Below are 19,499 nucleotides of genomic sequence, written 5' to 3' on the forward strand. Positions count from 1 at the left end.
AAAGGAACCAAAGAAAGAAACAAATATAATTCTTAATGACAAGGTGGATTACCTTAGTCGCTCAACAATATTTGCATAATCTATAAATATTAATTAGAAAGGAGGAGGATAAGATGTCTGGTTATAATGGAGGAGACTGCTACGGCGATAATTCTAATAACGGATCTAGCTTCGTATTGATTGTAGTATTGTTTATCTTACTTGTTATTGTGGGAGCTAGTTTTATGAGTTACTAAAAAGGAAGCTTAAGAGAGAAATTTAGCTTAGCCAATAGCACTTTTTAGACATGAATACAGTACGCTTGCTGTATATGTATTCTTTCATAAAAAAGTGTTAGTTAAGAGAACTTTTCTTTTTGTACTTCCTTCTTTAAAAGCGCCTTCTCATTCATTGAGATGGTCGCTTTTTTATTTCACCAAAAATTACTAGTTGTAAAATAGAACTATTGTTCGTATACTAAAAAACAAGAGGGAGGGAACAAATGTGCGTATAAATATTTTAAAGTCGTTGCAGTTTGATCAAATATCTGAAATGATTTATATGAATAATAACGGTGAAATTAGCAAGCGAAGAGTAAAGGTATTAAGTGTGGAAAGTAATACATTTAAAGCTTTTTGTTTTTTACGAAATACTAAAAGGACTTTTAAAGTAAATAATGTACTAGCATTTGTTCCCTTCACACAGAAGGAGCGTGAAGTTATATGAACGATGAATTTTACGAACCAGTTTTTGATTTATCCAAGGTTCAAGATAGAGGGAATAAAAAATGGGTAGCTATGATGCTTCCCGAACACGTTTCTTTACTTAGAGAATACGGTAAAGAGATCAAAAGAGAACCTATCCCTGAATTAGATGAATGGGATTATGATGCAATTCAACATACTTTAGATATGGCCATTAAAAGCAAAGCGGATACTAAAGTTAAATTGTGGAGAGATGGAGCATTCTTTTACAATAGAGGAATTGTAGAAAGTGTGGATTTACGAAGAAGAGTTATTGAACTAGAAGACCCATTTTCTTTGCTACAATTAAAATTAGATGAAATAGTAGATGTAACCATAATAGATTAAGGTTGTGAAAGTATTGGATAGAACCGAGGAACTATTTAACAAATTAATGGATGAGCATCCTCCAGAATTAATACTTGGTGCATTAGATGAAATGTCACGAATGAATAGGAACGAATTATTATCACTTGGAAATAAAAATATAAATAGAGTTGAGGCTACAGAAGCTCAAAACCACCAACCAGATTAATGGAAGGTGGTTTATTTTATTAACAATAATTCTTTTAAAGTGCTTGTCCTTCTGACATATAAAGCGTTAAATCGTATAGGGAATGATTAGATGCAAAATGTATTAAACCAATTAAAGTAAAGTTAGAAAATCAATTATGAATGAGGATTTTATTGATGTTATTTATGATAGTTAATAATGCCTAAAGATACTAATTTTCATAAACAATAAAGCTAAGGGGTGCTTATTTCAGAAATTTTAACAGATAAAAGGACTTCTATGAATAAATAAAACATGACTTAATGGCAGACTTACACGTCTGCCAATTTTTTATTATTTTTTGTAACGAATTCCTCATAATTTAGTCTTATTTATGAAAGGAGGTAAAAATGTGCCTGAATTTGAGAGGATATACAATCAATATTTTAGGGATGTCTACTCGTTTGTACTGTTGTTAAGTCGCAACGAAAAGATAGCTGAAGAAATTACACAAGAAACATTTTTTAAGGCATTAAAAAATATTGATAAATTTAACGGGAAGTGCAAACTTAATGTATGGCTTTGTCAAATAGCTAAAAATACATACTTTACCTATCTCAATAAACAAAAGCGTTTTGATACAGACAATATACCTGAAGTAAGTGTAAGTAGTGTTGAAGAAATCATACTAAATAAGGAAGAAAATTTCCGTATTCACAAGGTATTACGTCACTTAGAAGAGCCTTATAAAGAAGTTTTTACGTTAAGAGTATTTGGTGAACTTTCCTTCAAACAAATAAGTGAACTCTTTGAGAGAACCGAAAGTTGGGCGAGAGTCACATTTCACCGAGCCAAACGTAAAATTCAAGATTTGCTAAAGGAGGAATAGGAAATGAGTAAAGTATCATGTGAAATAGTTCAAGATTTGCTTCCATTATATTATGACAATGTGTGTAGTGATGATAGCAAAAGAATAGTAGAAGAACACCTTGTTGAATGTGAGAGTTGCAAAGAGGAACTATATAGAATAAAAGCTGATTTTATATTGCCAAAAGAAGAAATGGAGAGAAATAAGAATGATGGCAATGCTATTAAAGGTATTTCATCTTTCTGGAACCGTTCAAAAACCAAATCATTTATTAAAGGGGGAATAATTAGTGCATTATTGTTATCGTTTATCACATTAGGATATTACGGTTTGTTTCATTGGCACATAACAAACGTTCCAATCGAAGTGGTAGAGATAAAGAACGTAAGTAAGTTGGAAAACGGAAGTATCGTTTATGAAAATGATATAACAGATGGTTATAGTATATATAGAATAAAATATGATATGGATGAAAAAGGTAACTTTTACTTAACTCCTTTACGACCAATAATTAAGAGCAGGGCACAGCCGCCATATTCTATGGTGAAGGGGTATGATATTTTTAATATTGAAGGTCAAGAATTGAATCGTGAGGGTGCGGAGATAAAGGCGTTGTATTACGGAACTCCAGAAGATAATATTTTGATTTGGAAAAAAGGAATGGATTTACCCAAAGCAAGCGAAGAAATAGAAGATATGTTTCACTTTGAATAAAATGAGGGCGTTGCATTCGTCCAACTATCAGTTACTTTAATCGTATGAGGGAGATAACCGAGTGACCTAGAGGAAGTTGCATTACACCGTTATTCAAATGATACTTAAGATGAAACTTAAGATAGATTATTACCGACTATATTTACAGGGGGTGTTACATTGGTTCAAAAATTATTTTATGTACTGATTGCATTACCATTTTTAATGATTAGTGGATGTTCGAATGATGGGGAAGTAACCACTGTAACAATTGATAGTATTGATGCCGAAGAGATTTTAAAATTGGATTCTAATGCTGATATTTTTCAATATGATGGAGTTATCTACAAAACTAATATTGATTGGGTTGAAGAATTGTCTTTAACAAAAGGTGTTCAAATCGGTGAAATAAAAACAAAAAATGATGCAAATACAAATTTTAAAGATGAGATGTCGAATAAACTTCCTGTTGGTGCAAAGATTTTTTCTGCCAAAGAAAGAGGAGATATTTTAATTGTTGAATCTGAAGGAGAAATCAAAAAATATCTTGTAATCGTTGAAGGGTAGATGTTGAAGGGAGATGGACTCATGGATAATATTAAAGTGGTTAGAAAGCTTACGCTTATTTAGGAAGACATCATGATGGAGAAGAAACTCTAAATAGTATAAAAACAGAGTATTCTTCTAAATCTGAGGAAGAATTAGTAGTTTTAGCTTAAGTGGGGATTCAATTTGGAAAATCATAGAGGCATACCTAATAAGAGCAATTCTGAAATTAACTCATGAAGGATTATCTATTACTGAGATTGTAGGAAATAGTCCAGGTGCATGCATATATTCCACTGTGCGCGCATTTTTTTGATACTTACGTCCACAGTTTTCCTTCATTATCCAGGTATGTACATACTCTAATTCACCAGGGTTTAAATCGATGAAAATGAAAGGCTAATTGTTATTGGCAAGTAGCGATAAAAACTACCAGTAGATGAGTGTATTAGCAACATTCTTTAGACTCCAGCTTTTTAAATAACAACATTTACTTACACATTAGCAAGTTCTCTCATTGAAGATAAAATCAAACTAAATGTTCATTACTATCTATTTAACTACTATTCTCTTTCCTTGGTAGTGAAAGAGTCATGGTCAATTTTTTGTTTATTAATTCGTATGGTTTATTTTTTTGGATATTATCACTTCTCCCTTTACCTTCTCACGTATAAATGGAATATTATAACTATTAATAGTTTGCTAGAGGGGGAGAAGCATGTTCACCTGTGGGGTATTATTGTATAATAAAGAATATTGTGAAGTGGCTATTTCTATAAGCTCGATGAGGCAAAGCCTATGAAAATATTGGATGTAGATATATTTCAAGATGGGCTACAGCGAAACCTAACTATGTTAGACAGGCTAAGCAGTGAAATGAAATCAATCCACCAGGCGGTGGAGGGGCTAGTTCAGATGGAGGATCAATTAAAGGGAGCAGGAGGTAATGCCATCCGTTCTTTTTACCAGGAATGTCATTTACCGTTTCTTCATTTTTTTCAGTTGTTTTCTGAACAGTTTAAACAAGTGCTTAACCAGATGGAGGCAGCACTTCATTCACTGGAAGCTGATTCCTCCGGTTACATACTCGAAACTTTCCTTGACGGAGAGCTAGAACAGGGACTTACGCTTATTGGCGAACTCACCGCTAGCTTGACGGATGAGGCAAACAGTATCATGGATCAAGTGAGTGATATTGTAGCCCTGCCCCATTTAGACGATAGCGGAGTGCAGGAGGGAGTCATTAGTTCTAAAAGAAAACGTGATGATACCTTAATGCAACTTTATGAATTTGATGCTACACAGACGTACGCACTGAATCCAATTGAACATGGTTTGCAGACGATGGACAAGTGGTTGACGGATATGGAAGGACTGTTCCAAGCTGGGGTGAAGGATATAAACTTTTTGCCGAGTCAGTGGGATGTCCTTACGTTTAGAAGTGATATTAGAACAGAGCTGTTCCCAAAAGTATACTTAAATCCAAATGACTTATGGGTAAAAGAACAGGAGCAACTAATCGGTACGATGATTACCGCAGCGACTTTCCAAACGTTGGAAGGAAAGAAACTAAAGACAATAGAAGAAAACGTAGCGGAAAATATAAAGTATCATGCGTATGACAATGGTTTACTCATTAAAGAGTATGTGGTAAACGAAACTGTTTTCTATGAAGTTGTTTCCAAGGTTGAATTTAAAGAAGAAGCGGTCACCGTAGACAAACCGAAAGAAAACAAATTCCTAGATTCTTTACAGTTGGGTTTGGATATAGCGGGATTTATACCAGTTGCAGGTGAAATTGCAGATGCGGCAAATGGTCTTATCTATTCAGCTAGAGGGGATGCATTAAATGCGACACTTTCTTTTTCAGCGATGATTCCGATTATAGGTTCAGTTAGTACGGGTGGGAAGCTTGCGGTAAAAGGAAGTAAGGCAATAGAGGAAGCTCAGGATGCGAGCAAAGCGGTGGATAATGTTAAAGGCGGAACTAAGGGTACGGATAAATATCAAGTTGGACCATATAAAGATATTAAAGGAGTGGAAGGACTAGATGCCCATCATACAGGGCAGAAGGCAGTGATGAAGAAATTAGTGGATAATTATGATCCAAGTATTGCTCCTGCAATCAATGTTCCGAAGGTCGGTCATACAATAAAAGGGCCTAACGGTATAGTTTCAAGGAGTACCAAAGGAATAGAGACTCCTAGACAGCTATTGGCAAGGGATATTATGGAGCTAAGAAGAGTCTATGACGACATACCGAACTCTGCATTAAAAGAACTCATTGAATTAAATAAAAAAATGTATCCAGAAATGAGGAAATAAAATGAATGAGATTTTTGTTAAATCACTTTATGAGTCTATAGTTAAAGAGAACCTTCAACTATACAAAAACTTGTATGAAACTACGAATGTGACTCCTAAAACAGATGATTATTGGAAAAAAAATATTGGTTTTCACGATAGTTTAACTGATGAAAATAAAGATATATTAATGAGGATAATTGAGCAAACCATGATTGATACTATTTCAAACATGCTAGGAGTAATTGATGGAAGTTCAACTTTAAAAGATTGTTCGTTTGAACCTAAATTACTGCTTGATTCTATTGATACTGAGGGAGAACTGCAAGATTCGTTTTTAGAATTCATAGAAGAAAATGATAGTATCAGCTAATTGAATTTATTATTACAGAGTTTTTCATTTAGAGCACAATAAAGATAATTTAGTAGTTTAAAAAATTCCTATTACCTTGATTGGCTAAATGCCTCTCAAGGTTTTTTTCTATGATTTATATTAAATCAGCTGATATTTGAATGAGACAATTAGAAAATAATTTGTTTGAGAATCGAGAAAACACGAAACTTTTTGGTGAAAAGCATTGTGGGCTACACTTTATAAAGCAGGAAATAGGCAAGGTGGAAACCGAAAGAAAACAAATTACTCGATTCTTTTCAGTTTGTATTAGATATTGCAGGGCTTATACCTGGTGTTGGTGAAATAGCAGATAGCATAAATGATGTTATCTATTCAGCTAGAGGGGATGTATTAAATGCGGGACTTTCTTTTCCCGCGATGATCCCCGTTGCTGGGTGGGCAAGTACGGGTGGTAAACTTGCTGTAAAAGGAAGTAAGGCAATAGAGGATGCTCAGGATGCGAGCAAAGCTGTAGATAATGTCAATGATGGAGCTAAAGAAATGGGTAAAGCAGCTACCAAGCAAACTATTCAGCAAAATGAAGTTACTACTTATAAGGATTTTGTTGATAGGTCTGTTGGTGGGGATAATCTAGAAGGGCATGAAGTTTGGCAACATGCAAATCTGAAGGCGAACGGTCTTGCTACGGATATGGAAGGACTGTTCCATGCAGGGGTGAAGGATATAAACTTTTTACCGAGTCAGTGGGATGTCCTTACGTTTAGAAGTGACATTAGAACGGAATTGTTTCCGAAGGTATACTTAAATCCAAATGACTTATGGGTAAAAGAACAGGAACAACTAATCGGTACGATGATTACCGCGGCAACTTTCCAAACGTTGGAAGGAAAGAAACTGAAGACTATTGAAGAAAACGTAGTGGAAAATATTAAATATCATGCGTATGACAATGGTTTACTTATTAAAGAGTATGTGGTAAACGAAACTGTTTTCTATGAAGTTGTTTCCAAGGTTGAATATAAAGAAGAAGCGGTCACCGTAGACAAACCGAAAGAAAACAAATTCCTAGATTCTTTACAGTTTGGATTAGATATTGCAGGACTTGTACCTGGTTTTGGTGAAATAGCAGATGGTGTGAATGGTGCTATCTATACGGCTAGAGGCGATAAATTAAATGCGACACTTTCTTTTACTGCGATGATTCCCTTTGCTGGCTGGGCGAGTACGAGTGGTAAACTTGTTGTAAAAGGAAGTAAGGCAATAGAGGAAGCTCAGGATGCGAGCAAAGCGGTGGACAATGTTACTGATGGAGCTAAGGGTACGGGTAATGCTACTGAGGGTGGTATTGCTTCTAAAAAGCCATATAGTAATAGCAGACCTAGTTATGGCAAAGGTCAAGTTGATCAAGTATGGGGAAATGCAATAGATCCTATTACTGAGAAAGTTTATGACCCATCAGGAGTAGAAATAATTTGGGATAAATCTAAAACAAGAGGTGGTCAATGGGATATGGGGCATTTACCAGGAGAAAAATATTCTGATATGCATGAATTGTATATGAATGGGACTATTACAAAGAAAGAGTTCTTAGATTGGTATAGAGATCCTGCAAACTATCGACCAGAATTACCTAGCACTAACCGAAGTCATAAGCATGAATGAGGGGATGATAGTATAAATGGATATTAATAAAGCTGATTATTGGACTACTATAAAATTTGGAAATCTTGAATTATTTTTGGAAAAGCTTAAAATTGAGAAAAAACGTGTTGAAGAGGTTGTAAATTTTATTGATAAAAATGGCATTAGTTTACTTGAAAAATCATTAATCAGTAGAAAGTTTGATATAGCTAACTTTTTATTGGACAATAATGCAAAGATTAATATAGTTTCCAATGATGAATGTAATGAACTGCACTATTTAGCAGCAAATATTAATTGTAAAGGTGCGGTTGAGTTGGCTCATAGGCTGGTTGATATGGGGGTAGATTTGAATTTAAAAGATGAAAAATTTGGTAATCCTGCGATATGGGCTTTATGTCAAGAAGTATTAAAAAAACGAACTAAAGAAGGAAATGATTTAATAGTAAAATGTTTAGAAAAACGTCCGAATATTAATGATTTAAATAAATCTGGATATTCATTAAAGTATTTAATTGAAGAACGTGGAACTGATGATATGAAAAAAGTCATAGAGGTGATTAGTTGAAAAAGAGCAGTGGATTAGGTGGTAGTGTTGTATCAAATAATATTTTACAAAATAAAGGGGAATTGAAATGGTGTATTAAAGAACAACCGGTAAATGCTCTTGATAATGGGTGGAGATTTTTGTCAGATATAGATACAGAGGAATATCTTGCTGATGCATCAAATATGTCGATTTGTGATTGGGGAACTATTATTGAAATAGAACCAGCAATAATGAATATATTTGATATGTCATTCGGGACAGATATCACCTTACTTAGTGAAAACAAGAAAAAATATTTTGTATATACTGAGTCAGGAGAAAAGGTAATATTTAAGTAAATATATATATATACAATCATGTAACTTTAAGAATTTGATACAACTAGGCCTATAGAGTTGTATGTTTTTTTACGCTTAATGCTTTTAAACTTAAGCCATAAATCATTCAGATTCTCGCTCTACCAAATGACACTATGGTGTTTTTAAAGGAAATAAGATAAAGATAATATCAAACGAAAGGGATGAAGGTTTAAAATAAATATTTAAACCTTCAATAAATTATATACAACCTTGATTGAGTGCTTAGGCACTGACTACCCTTTTTAAGATAGAAATAAAAACCTGTATGCAGCCAATTGACGGAATTAAACCGTCGATTGGCTGTTTAATTTCGTTTGAATTTGAATACATACGGTATACTCACTAAATTGTATGTTTTTTATCGTCGGTTTGCATTAGATATAGTAGCGCTTATACCTGTTGTGGGTGATGTAGCAGATGCGGCAAATGGTCTTTGTTTAATGAAGTGACCAATAATGAAACACAGTTAATTCATTTTTCACTGCTTTTGGCATGAGTTCGATATTATACCGGTCGGTCGCTTGCATTTTAATTTTGCCTTAATAAGTTTCGGGTAAGCTATCCAATAGACGGTAAAAATCCTCAGATAGATTAGCTAATTATCCAGGAGGCAAGGCAGATGGAAACGCAATTGATGGAACAGATATATCAACAAATTGCAAATATACTAGTTAATATGGTTCCCGAAGAATGGGGTAAGATTTTTTTATATGCTGAATCTAGAGAATGGTGACGGTATTGAGCCCGTGATTGGTTTTATATTTTTATTTGAATCATGGATCAAGTGAGTGATATTGTTGGTCTCCCCCACTTAGATGATAGCGGAGTGCAGGAGGGAGTCATTAGTTCTAAAAGAAAACGTGATGATACTTTAACGCAACTTTATGAATTTGATGCTACCCAGACTTACGCACTGAGTGAGTGGCACTTAGTTTCAAGGGCTCCACAATTTAAGTATTGGAATATTGGTGCTGAAGAGATTAAAGATTTAAGAACAGCTATAACCGATGTCAAATTTGTCAATCCAAACGGTGTTCATGGAGGATTAGGCTCAACTAAAGCACATAATGAATTGTTAGCAATAATAGATACTTCTAGCGACTATAATACATTTGTTAGACGACTTAATAATTGGGCTAATTATAGATTAGAGGGTGGAGTTTCGTCTTTACCACAAGGTCTAAGATTAAAGTAGGAGGATACTATAATGGAAAAACAAGGATGGGTTTCAATTTGGTTAGGGAATATTAACGATGAGGACTCAATAGGAGAGTATGTTGATTTAACGTATGATGAGGATGGCGAGTCTGTCTCTTCCCAATTCTTTATCGATTTTAATATTGATATGGATGAAACAGATGAGGATACTATAGAAAAAGCGGTCTATAAGAATAGTAGTAGTGATATTTCAGCATTATTAGATGGCTGTTCGTATGAAGAAATTGTCATCCCAAAAATCCAGAAAAGTATAAACCTAAAGAAATCATATAATGCAGTAATTTTAATATATAATTTTGAATATAAAAATGAAATTAGTTCAACAGGTGCTTTTGACTTTATTGCTACTACAAATTATGAATAAGATAACTTTAAAAGGTTCTAATTAGTAAGTCTCCAGGCAAAGAGATTGATATACCTGAGATATAATGTAATTTATGTGAAACCTTGATTGGCAAAGTGCCTTTCAAGGTTTCTTTGTTGAAGAGATACCTAGTGACGAATGAACTATTTATTACTTACAGAATAGAGATAAACCTTGCAATCCCAATCTGATGTTTTAACAAATTTTTTAGTACGTACAACACCTTTAAATTGTATGCCCTATTTAATGAATTTCATTTTGTGTAAATAACTGTTCAACTAGAAAAGCAGAACAGATACTATCACACGTTCAAGCAGATGGTGAAATAAAGCGAGAATATCAGACATCTAGAGATTTTATCATTCAAAGCATAGTTCGAGATATTATTTTTAAGAAACAGGAAATCAAGAAGGTGGATAAAGAGCTTAATTATTAACTCTTATTGAGATGGGCTAAGCAAGTAGAGTTTTCATTGAAAGGAGAGTACTTTATAAAAATATATAGTCATTCCTATTTAACCACTATTATCCTTCAGTGTTAGTGTTAGAGTCATACAATATTTTTGGGTTATTAATCCTTAAGTATTATTTGTGTGAATAATATAACTTCTTTCTTTACCTTCATATGAAACAATGGAATATTATAACTATTAGTAATTTAAGAGAGGAGAGAAACAAATGAGATTGTTCACCTATTTAAATAGTAACGATTCATTAGATCAAAAAAATAGCTAGTTTTGTCGTGAAATCCTGCAGATCTTAGAAACATTATTTAAGGAGAGATGATATAAAAAATGACAAATTATACACCCAAGAAGAAATATTATATTCCAGCTAATATCGAGGACAAACTTTCAACAGATTTCCTTAAGGGGTTAACACGTAATTTTGAAATGTTAGATGAAATAGAAGGTGGAACAGCGAAGACTATAAAGGCGGACACATCTGGACAGACTAAAATACAGGATCTGATACAGGCGGCACTTAACTATGCAAATGATGGTGATACCCTGATTTTACCACCGGGCCATTACTGGCTAGAAAAGAATACAAAGTTATCTGATTTTCCGAACAATGATCAACCTTGCCTGCTCCTAAGAGGTAAGAAACGTTTACATCTAATAGGTTATGGAGCTGTTTTATTTACCAAAACTCATGCTCAGGGAATCTTAGAGCTTCAGCTTTGTGATGACTGCATTATTGAAGGTATTAAGTTTGAGGGCTTTGGTCAGTTTCCGGAAATAGATCCTTTAACTGGTTATGGGGAAAAAGGTACTGCTGCAGGGGGCTATCCAACATCTGGATTTTGGAATTACCGAAAAAACAATAGTTTCGATACTAGTGCTCGGATTAGAAATGATGGCAAGCCATTTGGGTTATTTGGCGGAGGATTTATAGGGAATGTAGGAAGTGGGGTTTTAGTGCATCGTAACTGTAATAACATTACCCTAAGGGCTTGTGAAAGTAGTGGATTTAATTACTCTGGATTTTCAGTTGGACATTTAGGGGACTATCTACCAACTGATTTAGAATACGGAGAAAATACAAATATAACTTTTATAGAATGTAATGCACATGATAATTATTCAAGTAATTATGTATTCTCAGCAGTAGAAAGACCACGGGTAATTAATTGCATAAGCGATCGGGCTGGACATCCACATGCCTCCAAACATCATACTTATGTAGACCCTGGCTACGGGATCAATTCACTGGGTACGTCATTTTCCAAAGCCAACGATCTTTTAATCAGCGGGTGTACCCTTAGGGGAAACAAACGTAAAGCCATAGATGGCCACGCAGGTGGTGGTTTAATAGCAACGGGTAATCTTATTTCTGACTCCATGGTCGGAGGGGTCTATTATAAATGGACCAATGTAGAGCAATTTGCAAAGGATTGTATTATAGCTAACAATAAAATCATCAATTGTGGTTACGCTAAAAATCCGTTGGGCGCAATCTATATTGGAGGAGTCCAAAGAGAAAGCAAAGTTAATCAACAGACAAATGCCGTAATAAGCAATAATCATGTTGAAAATTGCTTTGGTACAGACGGAGTGATATTTGTAGGTTCTTTTGATCGATTGATTGTTGATGGGAATATCATTCACGGAGTTCCAGATGAGCTGGACATTGCAAACACGATTTTTGAGCCGTATGTACTTTATGCTGGATATTCCATTCCTACTCAACCGAACTTTGGGGGAATTGTAACTAATAATTTAATAGATGTAGACCATCAGAGAATAGCAGGAGGAATATTAGTCCGTAATTTACAGGACGGATCGGTTCAAGGGAACACGATTAAAACCCCTAATTCTCTAACTCAATTCGGGCTGAGAATATGGAATTGTAAGGATGTTGGGGTAGTTGGAAACACGATGAAAATGGGGACTAAAGGTGTTCCACTTAACGTAGAAACAACGGGATCAGTAGCACATAATACACTAGTAGGTGGTAATGCAGCATTCCAGCCTCTTCAAGGTCAGACAATAGTATTTATCCTAGAAGCAAATAACGGAAATGGGAGCATTCAATTTAAAAGCGGACAATCCTATGTCTCTTTAGTAGAAAGCAATCCTAAGGGGTTAGTGGTTAAGTTACAACATGTCTCTTCTGGCATTCTTCCAATGGTAAGATTTTCTCAAATAGGAGAGAATGGACTAAAAGCAGATAGTCACTTAATAGATTATCTATACTGTCAACAAGTATCGCATTCTAGTGTCATTATAGGTATAAAACAAACAAAAGAAACGGACCATATTCCCTTTGCAAATATTACTCAAGGGGGTATGGAAATAGAAATTATTATATAAAGAATATGAACTACCTTGTATTAAAATACTATAAAAGGATAAGAGTCTCTCCCTCTAATAATAGGTAACTATATTTAAGGATGATAATAATTTTATGTGTAATTTTGGTTCTCCGTCAAATGTTGGAATGAAGTAAAACTTTCTTCACCTTAACTAACATGAGTTCCAATCTTTTTATACTTGTGTATTAGTAATATTATAGCTCGGAATCGCAAGAAATTTTGATAACCAAATGCGTTCCATTTGATCACTTTGGTTAAGTTATTTATGCATTCTAAAAACCCGTCTGAATAGTTGTTTACAAAACTATTCAGAATTTCTACTTACCAATTTTGTAACGTTTTTATTACCTTATTGAATTCAGGGATATGCGATTGTTTTAAACGTTCATAAAAGGCGAATAAAGGGTCTTTGGTATGTAAGATAGAGCACACTTTCCGTTTTTTTCCTTGGTAATTTTATAGAATTAGAATAACAATTCTTATAATTGAACTTTCAAAGGGAAGGAGAATGTATATTATGTTGTAACCTCTTTATGTTAATCAGCAGATTAGTGGATAAAAATTCAGAAATGAACTAGCGTACTAAATTTATTTTAATTAGTTTTTTTGCGTCTTTTTTATAACGCGTAATTCTTAACTTCAGAATTGGAACATAGATACTATGACTTCAAAAAAAATAAAATGAAAAAATTGTTAAAGTAGAGGCTGAATTATAGTATAATTATCCTAAGTTTGTGTTGTTTAATGAATCAGGGGTGATTTTATGTATGTAATATTTTCTGAGTTAGATACAAGATTAAAACCAAAGCAACAATGGATTTGTGACAACTGTGGTGAAATTATCGAAAGTATAGGGAATGGGTGTTTAGAGTGGTGGTATAAAGGAACTGATTTAGAAAATAGTTTAATAGAAGACTTTAGGATAGTTCATCATGATTCGACATGTATGTATGATCCTCAATTGATATTTAAAAAAGGGAAGCAAGCAGGGTCTATGCAAATAGAGGGGTTAGTTGGTGAAAGTGGTCTTGTATACTTTTTAGGATTTGATGTTTCTTTGATCAAGAATTTTACAGATTATCAAGAAATTATAAGAAGACTTCACGTCAGTTATTATGAAGAAGCTAGGCTATATTGGCATCTGGCAGAAGAAGATAATTTTTTTGAAGGTGCTAATTATATATGGCCATATTTACCTGAAACTTCACTAAAAATTATTCATAAGTATAAAGACTAAAAAACCGCCCCAAAAAGTTTTATCAAGAACGGAACTGACTACCCTTTTGGAGACAGGAATAAAAACTCCTATTATGCAGCCAATTGACGGTATTGAGCCGATGATTGGCTGTTTGGTTTCATTTGAATCATGGATTAAGTGAGTGATATTGTTGCTCGCCCCATTTAGGTCTGTACAATTACAATAGTGAGGTTTTAAAACTACGGGGTGTTGTTACAAGAAGGATTAACGCAAAAACGGCAGAAATTCGAGTAAATTTAAGGATTATATGAAGAAATTGTTGTTTGGAACGAGTTGACCCAAAAGAAAAGGGTTTGAGAGAACGGATGAAATATATAGATGCGTTGATTCTGAAATGAAGGAATTAACGCTCTTTTTGTTGAACTTATTTATTATACTAATGGAGCAAAATACAACGAAATTGATTGTTGAAAGAACTTTCAGAAATCATTCGTTAGGAAAGTTTGTGAAGTGTTTCACTTAAACTAACGCAGCAGATTAGTTCAATAAGAATTTTCTTATGAACTCCAATATAATTTAATATTTTTGAAACCGAAAAGACCTGTCTTTGGCAGGTTTTTTTGTTGTAGTTTAAGAAACAAAGGGAAAGGTATTCCGGCTTTATGATTAAATTTTATTAAATGTGAGAAAAAAAGTGTATATGTTACGTTGTATATAGTGTGAGGGATTTTACAAAAAGTAAGGGGACAATTCTTATGAGATCTACCGACCATAATTTTATAAAACGGCTTAAACGTCAAAAAGAAGATGCTTTAGAATATGCAGTTGACAAATATTTACCGTTAGTTAAGGGGATTACCTATAAAGTATTGTCACCATTAGGAAACCCTGGTCTTGTTGATGAATGTATAAATGATGTTTTTTTAACTATTTGGCATCACGCAAATCAGTTTGAAGGGGACACGGATGATTTTCGGAAATGGCTCTGTGTTGTCACAAAATTTAAAGCAATTGATACCTATCGGATAGCAAACAAACGTGTAGAAGTTGAAATTGTTGGTACGAATGATTTAGATGTAGGTAGTAGTCCCTCTGTAGAAAGCGAGGTTCTCGTTACTGAAAATAAATATGAAATATTAAAGTTAATGTGTGGGTTTGAAGTCATTGACCGAGATATTTTCATGATGAGATTTTTCTTGGACATGACAAGTGAAGAAATTGCGAAAAATATTGGTTTAACGAAAGCTGCAGTCGATAATCGCATTTACCGTGGAAAGAAAAGACTAAAACTACAACGGACTAATAGTAAATTAGGGGGGATTTTGCATGAAAGATATCTTTGAGCACTTAAATAATCTCAAGCTGGATGATGAAGATTTTGAAGTAATGGAAGTAAATGAAGTCGAAAAGGCACGTGTAAAGGCAAAACTAAAGCAATCAATTGAAAAGAACCAGTCACATCACATGAGAAAACAATCAACTCGAAAAAAGTGGGGTTATGGCATTGGGGCAGCAGTTTTGGCTTTTGGATTATTAGTAGCTTCTTCGATGGTGTCTCCAGCAATGGCTACAGTTTTGTCTTCTATTCATGGGATAAGCTCTATTTTTAGCTATCTAGGTGATTCAGGACAAAAAAATGTATCTGAACTGGATTTAATAGAAGTTGTAGGACAATCCAAAACGGTCAATGGGATTACCATTAGTCTAGGGGAAATATTCTATGATGGCACAAGGTTTAATATTAGCTACTCGATCGTTTCGGAAAAACCAATCGTTGAAGAATACATTGAAATACCTGGATACACAATAGATAAGCAATTGGGTCAAGGTGGAATTGGAATAAATAATATTATCGAAACCCCAACAGAAACAGTAGGGTTCTTACAGTTCGATCATTTTTGGAAGGAGAAGCCACAACCTGAAGAGCTAAATTTGGAATTGTCCTTTAAAGGTCAGTCAGGCGAACAATGGAGTTTTACTACTGCAGTTACGAAACAGAATAATAAAGAAATCGATATTGGTCATTCAGAAAAAAGAGGGGACTTTAGATTCGCAGTTAACAAAGTAATACTTGGTCCAAGTGGTCTGCTTCTCAGCTATGAGGCTAGAAGTTGGGAAATAGGTCATTTGGAGATGTTTCTACAATTCCGAGTGGTGGATTCATCAGGTAAGGAACTAAAAATACTCGAAGGAGGTGTGAGTGACGGAGATGGAAAAATCGTTTATGAGCCTATTAATGATAAGGTAGATGAATTGACCATAACACCGTTTATTGACCTTCCGAAGGAAAAAGTAGATATGAAAATTTACGAGAATAAGAACTACAAATTCGACAGCTTTAATGTTAAAATTCCTCGATAAAATAAGTCTAACTGTAAAACGTTAATCTTATTTGAAAAATTAATAAAAAAACGGATTCCCTTTTATTTATAGAAGGAAATCCGTTTTGGTGGATTAATTTACTAAAATTGCCTGGGTTCTAGATTTCACGCCAAGTTTTCCGTAAATGTTTGTTAAATAGACACGTACTGTTCCTTCAGTAAGAAAGAGATGTTTAGCAATTTCGCGATTTGTTGATCCGTTTTTAAGTAATGCGAAGATTTCCAACTCCCGGGGTGTCAGTAGGATGGATGCATTTTTCTTTTTATCACCACTCTGGATTATGTGCTCAACATATGAAAGGGGAACAGTATTCCAATGTCCTTGCTCCTTTTTTTGTCTAATTGCTAGGTACTTAGTTAACAATGGAATAATTGCTGATTCATCTAAGAAAGTACGAACGTATCCATAAGGTTCTCCCTGCTTCAATGCTTCATGCAATGTAGTCAGTGCAGCCTCCTCATTATCCATGGCAAGGTGACAAATTGCTTCGAGGGTCGTTGCTTCAATGATTGTCGATACTTGATCTTCTAATGTTGCCTTTGATTTTACGCTAATAATAGTAGATAGGGCATCCCCCACTTGTTCTTGTGCCAATAAAAGTCGAGCATGTACTAATAACCAGAAAGGATGCCTAGATTTCGTATGGGTGAGTTCTGACTTTGCCTGCAAGAGGTTCCCTTCTAGTAAATAACAATGTGCTTTCATAATCTGCAACGAGGTAACCCAATGTTTTTCCTTCACATTCTCTATAGCGTGATTCAGGATAGCATGTGCTGAAATAAACTGCTTTTTCATAGCGTATATGTGGCTTTTTAGAATATACATAGGGATAAATAAACCTGGGTCCTTAAATTGATGACCATATTGTAGAGCTAATTCAAGCTCTTCCGATGCTTCCTCCATATAATTTTTCTCATATAGTGTTTCTGCAGAACTTCCGTAACTGAACGCATTGATACTTTGTGTTTTAAATGTTGATTCACGAAATAACTTGGCAAATGGAATTCCTTGTTCGAATGAGACAAGTTTTCCTTTTGCTCCTACATTAGTACGCAAAATTTTGTGTTCAAATAAATTATATTTCATAGGGATATCATCCCATCTTGAACTAACAGTTTCTTTTTCTAATTGCTTGCGTACAATTTCTGCTGCCTGTTCCATATTCCCATCCATACCAAACAGGACAAATGCTTTAACCTTTTCATAAATGGTAGCCATAGCTTGATTTTCACTTTTATCCATCCACTGCTCTGTTATTTGGCGGTATTCTAATTCTTGCATGATTAGGCCAGCTTCTTCTATTTCGAGTACAGCGATCAATGCAATGACGTCCATTACAAGCATCTCATAAGGTACGGGGAAATTATTAGAGCGGAAAATTTGTACCCAACGCATGAAAGTAGTCGTTTGTCCTGAAGTGAATAAGTCAACAAGATGAAAAGTAATCCAAGATTCTGCGAGTTCAAAAGCTTGTTCATTCAAAGTCAATTCTATGGCAGCGATAAAATCCCCATTCTCACGCATAAGAGTTGCTGCTTCTTTGACAATCGAAAGTACCTGCACTTTTGTAAAGCGGTTTCTTAGCTCAACCTGCAATGCCTCAGTTAACAGATGATGATATCGGAAAACTAGAGGGTTTGAATTAAGGCGCACAATAAAAAGTCCATTTTTCTCAAGTTCAAGTAATATATCATAACTATCCGTACGACTCGTTAGAGCATCGCAAACTGCTGGTTCAAGCGAGTTTAATAGAGAGGTGCGAACTAGAAACTCTTGTACAGAAGGGGAGAGTGTTACCAAAATCTCCTGTAATAAAAAATCTGTTATAAATGGATGTTTACTATCGATTGCTTCTGAGATTACTCGTTCTGCCGGTATATCCTTTGTTGCGAGACTAGCCAATAGAAGTCCTGTTACCCAGCCTTCCGTCTTTTCTAACACATATTGTAGTGATTCGGCATCTCTATAAGTAATGTCTCTCTGATGAAAAAAGCTTTGCACTTCTTTAAAGGTAAAACGAAGTTGTTCCATACTAATTTCTTTCAGTCGGGATTTAGCTCGCCACTTAGTAATTGGTAATAATACATCCTTTCGACTAGTCAAATAGATTTGCACATTTTTCGGTAAGTATTCTATAAATTGCGTCATCATTTTGTGAATGGCTTCATTTTGGATTAAATGATAATCGTCAAATACGATATGTAATGTTTGAGGAATGGAACCAATTTCACTTAAAAAAGAGTCAATCAGAAATTCTAATGAGGTCTGCTCTTGCAAATTAAATAAAGGGGAAAGAATTTCATTTATATCCGTTTTGGTGCTTTCAGATACATTATGTACTACATATTTCCAAAAACGAATAGGATCATTGTCTGCATCATCTATGGAAAGCCATGCAACCGGATCCTTCAATAAATTGAACCACTGACTAAGAAGAGTTGTTTTACCATACCCTGCAGGTGCTTGTATTAATGTTACTTGTTTTGATGCATTACTACGAAGTAAATCATATAACCTTTCTCGTTCAACCGTTTCAGCAAAAGCTTGTGGAGCGGTTGTTTTTGCATTTAGCAAAACCATTTGCATCTCGTTATCACTCCTTGTGGGTACTTTTCATCATTTTGGTAGTTCAATTAATCTATATCTATAGTTTATATCTTTTTTTGAAATGGGGATAGTCACGAATTTTTTGGTATTTATCACGAAGGAGGATATTCTACAAAAGCTAAATATCTTCTTTATAGGAAATTGAATCACACAAGAAATATATACTTTTATATATCATTTATTCTTTTGTTCTGTTGTGTAAGATAATAATGCAGGAAGAGAGCGTTCCAATCGGAGCGTTTTTTTTATATACTTTTCACAAAACTGGAGCTTAAGAAAAAAAATTAAATATTTTTAGTCACTATTAACATTCCTCAATATTCATATGAACAAAAGTAGTTTAATGTTAGTAGGTATATTATTTGAACAATCCAGAGTATTT

The 19,499-nt window shown here is 34.3% G+C and carries 20 protein-coding genes and 3 pseudogenes; 21 read left to right on the forward strand and 2 right to left on the reverse strand.

Annotated features, from left to right (window positions below):
- The first annotated feature begins 113 nt into the window (after window positions 1-113).
- The 18 genes and pseudogenes from MKX53_RS06515 (at window position 114) to MKX53_RS06595 (ending at window position 12,928) form a co-directional block, all read left to right on the forward strand.
- The gene (locus MKX53_RS06515; protein ID WP_340768824.1) at window positions 114-236 is read left to right on the forward strand and encodes a YjcZ family sporulation protein; all 123 of its coding nucleotides are present in this window, start codon (window positions 114-116) and stop codon (window positions 234-236) included.
- Between the two features lie 247 nt (window positions 237-483).
- Window positions 484-705 (forward strand): transcriptional regulator, encoded by a 222-nt coding sequence (locus tag MKX53_RS06520; protein WP_340830105.1) that lies wholly within the window; start codon window positions 484-486, stop codon window positions 703-705.
- Window positions 702-1,070: a YolD-like family protein gene (locus tag MKX53_RS06525; RefSeq protein WP_340910002.1), complete on the forward strand. Its 369-nt coding sequence runs from the start codon at window positions 702-704 to the stop codon at window positions 1,068-1,070. The genes MKX53_RS06520 and MKX53_RS06525 overlap by 4 nt, the downstream gene beginning before the upstream one ends.
- 13 nt (window positions 1,071-1,083) lie before the next feature.
- Window positions 1,084-1,257, forward strand: a complete 174-nt coding sequence (locus tag MKX53_RS06530) for a hypothetical protein (RefSeq protein WP_340910004.1) — start codon at window positions 1,084-1,086, stop codon at window positions 1,255-1,257.
- Between the two features lie 370 nt (window positions 1,258-1,627).
- A complete protein-coding gene (locus MKX53_RS06535) occupies window positions 1,628-2,104 on the forward strand; it encodes an RNA polymerase sigma factor (protein WP_340762003.1) in 477 nt (158 codons plus the stop codon).
- A gap of 3 nt (window positions 2,105-2,107) precedes the next feature.
- The gene (locus MKX53_RS06540) at window positions 2,108-2,797 is read left to right on the forward strand and encodes a zf-HC2 domain-containing protein (protein ID WP_340910007.1); all 690 of its coding nucleotides are present in this window, start codon (window positions 2,108-2,110) and stop codon (window positions 2,795-2,797) included.
- 159 nt (window positions 2,798-2,956) lie between these two features.
- Window positions 2,957-3,343, forward strand: a complete 387-nt coding sequence (locus MKX53_RS06545) for a hypothetical protein (protein ID WP_245762625.1) — start codon at window positions 2,957-2,959, stop codon at window positions 3,341-3,343.
- Window positions 3,344-4,120: 777 nt separating this feature from the next.
- On the forward strand, window positions 4,121-5,647 hold the full coding sequence (locus MKX53_RS06550; protein ID WP_340910011.1) for a T7SS effector LXG polymorphic toxin: 1,527 nt from the start codon (window positions 4,121-4,123) through the stop codon (window positions 5,645-5,647).
- Between the two features lies 1 nt (window position 5,648).
- A complete protein-coding gene (locus tag MKX53_RS06555) occupies window positions 5,649-5,999 on the forward strand; it encodes a transposase (RefSeq protein WP_340910012.1) in 351 nt (116 codons plus the stop codon).
- Between the two features lie 399 nt (window positions 6,000-6,398).
- Window positions 6,399-7,643, forward strand: a complete 1,245-nt coding sequence (locus tag MKX53_RS06560) for a GH-E family nuclease (protein WP_340910015.1) — start codon at window positions 6,399-6,401, stop codon at window positions 7,641-7,643.
- A gap of 16 nt (window positions 7,644-7,659) precedes the next feature.
- Complete coding sequence (locus MKX53_RS06565; RefSeq protein ID WP_340910018.1) at window positions 7,660-8,190, forward strand: ankyrin repeat domain-containing protein; 531 nt, start codon at window positions 7,660-7,662, stop codon at window positions 8,188-8,190.
- Window positions 8,187-8,510: an immunity protein Imm33 domain-containing protein gene (locus tag MKX53_RS06570; RefSeq protein ID WP_340910021.1), complete on the forward strand. Its 324-nt coding sequence runs from the start codon at window positions 8,187-8,189 to the stop codon at window positions 8,508-8,510. Before MKX53_RS06565 ends, MKX53_RS06570 begins: the two co-directional genes overlap by 4 nt.
- Window positions 8,511-9,150: 640 nt before the next feature.
- Complete coding sequence (locus MKX53_RS06575) at window positions 9,151-9,264, forward strand: immunity protein YezG family protein (protein ID WP_340910024.1); 114 nt, start codon at window positions 9,151-9,153, stop codon at window positions 9,262-9,264.
- A 42-nt stretch (window positions 9,265-9,306) separates the two neighbouring features.
- Window positions 9,307-9,441 (forward strand): annotated as a pseudogene (locus MKX53_RS06580) (T7SS effector LXG polymorphic toxin); the annotation flags it as partial.
- A gap of 3 nt (window positions 9,442-9,444) precedes the next feature.
- A pseudogene (locus MKX53_RS06585) lies at window positions 9,445-9,726 on the forward strand (T7SS effector LXG polymorphic toxin); the annotation flags it as partial.
- 12 nt (window positions 9,727-9,738) lie between these two features.
- The gene (locus tag MKX53_RS06590; RefSeq protein WP_340910026.1) at window positions 9,739-10,113 is read left to right on the forward strand and encodes an immunity 22 family protein; all 375 of its coding nucleotides are present in this window, start codon (window positions 9,739-9,741) and stop codon (window positions 10,111-10,113) included.
- 265 nt (window positions 10,114-10,378) lie between these two features.
- Window positions 10,379-10,540 (forward strand): annotated as a pseudogene (locus MKX53_RS19700) (IS110 family transposase); the annotation flags it as partial.
- A gap of 366 nt (window positions 10,541-10,906) precedes the next feature.
- Complete coding sequence (locus MKX53_RS06595; RefSeq protein WP_340910029.1) at window positions 10,907-12,928, forward strand: right-handed parallel beta-helix repeat-containing protein; 2,022 nt, start codon at window positions 10,907-10,909, stop codon at window positions 12,926-12,928.
- Between the two features lie 149 nt (window positions 12,929-13,077).
- On the opposite strand, the gene MKX53_RS19705 is transcribed toward MKX53_RS06595, so the two are convergent.
- The gene (locus tag MKX53_RS19705) at window positions 13,078-13,245 is read right to left on the reverse strand and encodes a transposase (protein WP_422194162.1); all 168 of its coding nucleotides are present in this window, start codon (window positions 13,243-13,245) and stop codon (window positions 13,078-13,080) included.
- A 448-nt stretch (window positions 13,246-13,693) separates the two neighbouring features.
- On the opposite strand from MKX53_RS19705, the gene MKX53_RS06600 reads away from it, so the two are divergent.
- From MKX53_RS06600 to MKX53_RS06610, 3 genes are all read left to right on the forward strand, one after another.
- Window positions 13,694-14,167: a hypothetical protein gene (locus tag MKX53_RS06600; protein ID WP_340910032.1), complete on the forward strand. Its 474-nt coding sequence runs from the start codon at window positions 13,694-13,696 to the stop codon at window positions 14,165-14,167.
- 716 nt (window positions 14,168-14,883) lie between these two features.
- Entirely contained in the window at window positions 14,884-15,471 is a 588-nt protein-coding gene (locus tag MKX53_RS06605; RefSeq protein WP_340910035.1) for a sigma-70 family RNA polymerase sigma factor, read from the forward strand.
- Window positions 15,455-16,489: a DUF4179 domain-containing protein gene (locus MKX53_RS06610; RefSeq protein WP_340910037.1), complete on the forward strand. Its 1,035-nt coding sequence runs from the start codon at window positions 15,455-15,457 to the stop codon at window positions 16,487-16,489. Before MKX53_RS06605 ends, MKX53_RS06610 begins: the two co-directional genes overlap by 17 nt.
- 93 nt (window positions 16,490-16,582) lie before the next feature.
- Here MKX53_RS06610 and MKX53_RS06615 read toward each other — a convergent pair whose 3' ends face one another.
- A complete protein-coding gene (locus MKX53_RS06615) occupies window positions 16,583-19,096 on the reverse strand; it encodes a helix-turn-helix transcriptional regulator (RefSeq protein ID WP_340910040.1) in 2,514 nt (837 codons plus the stop codon).
- Window positions 19,097-19,499: the final 403 nt, after the last annotated feature.

The organism is Psychrobacillus sp. FSL K6-4615, from assembly GCF_038008225.1.
Classification (GTDB): Bacteria; Bacillota; Bacilli; order Bacillales_A; family Planococcaceae; genus Psychrobacillus; species Psychrobacillus psychrotolerans.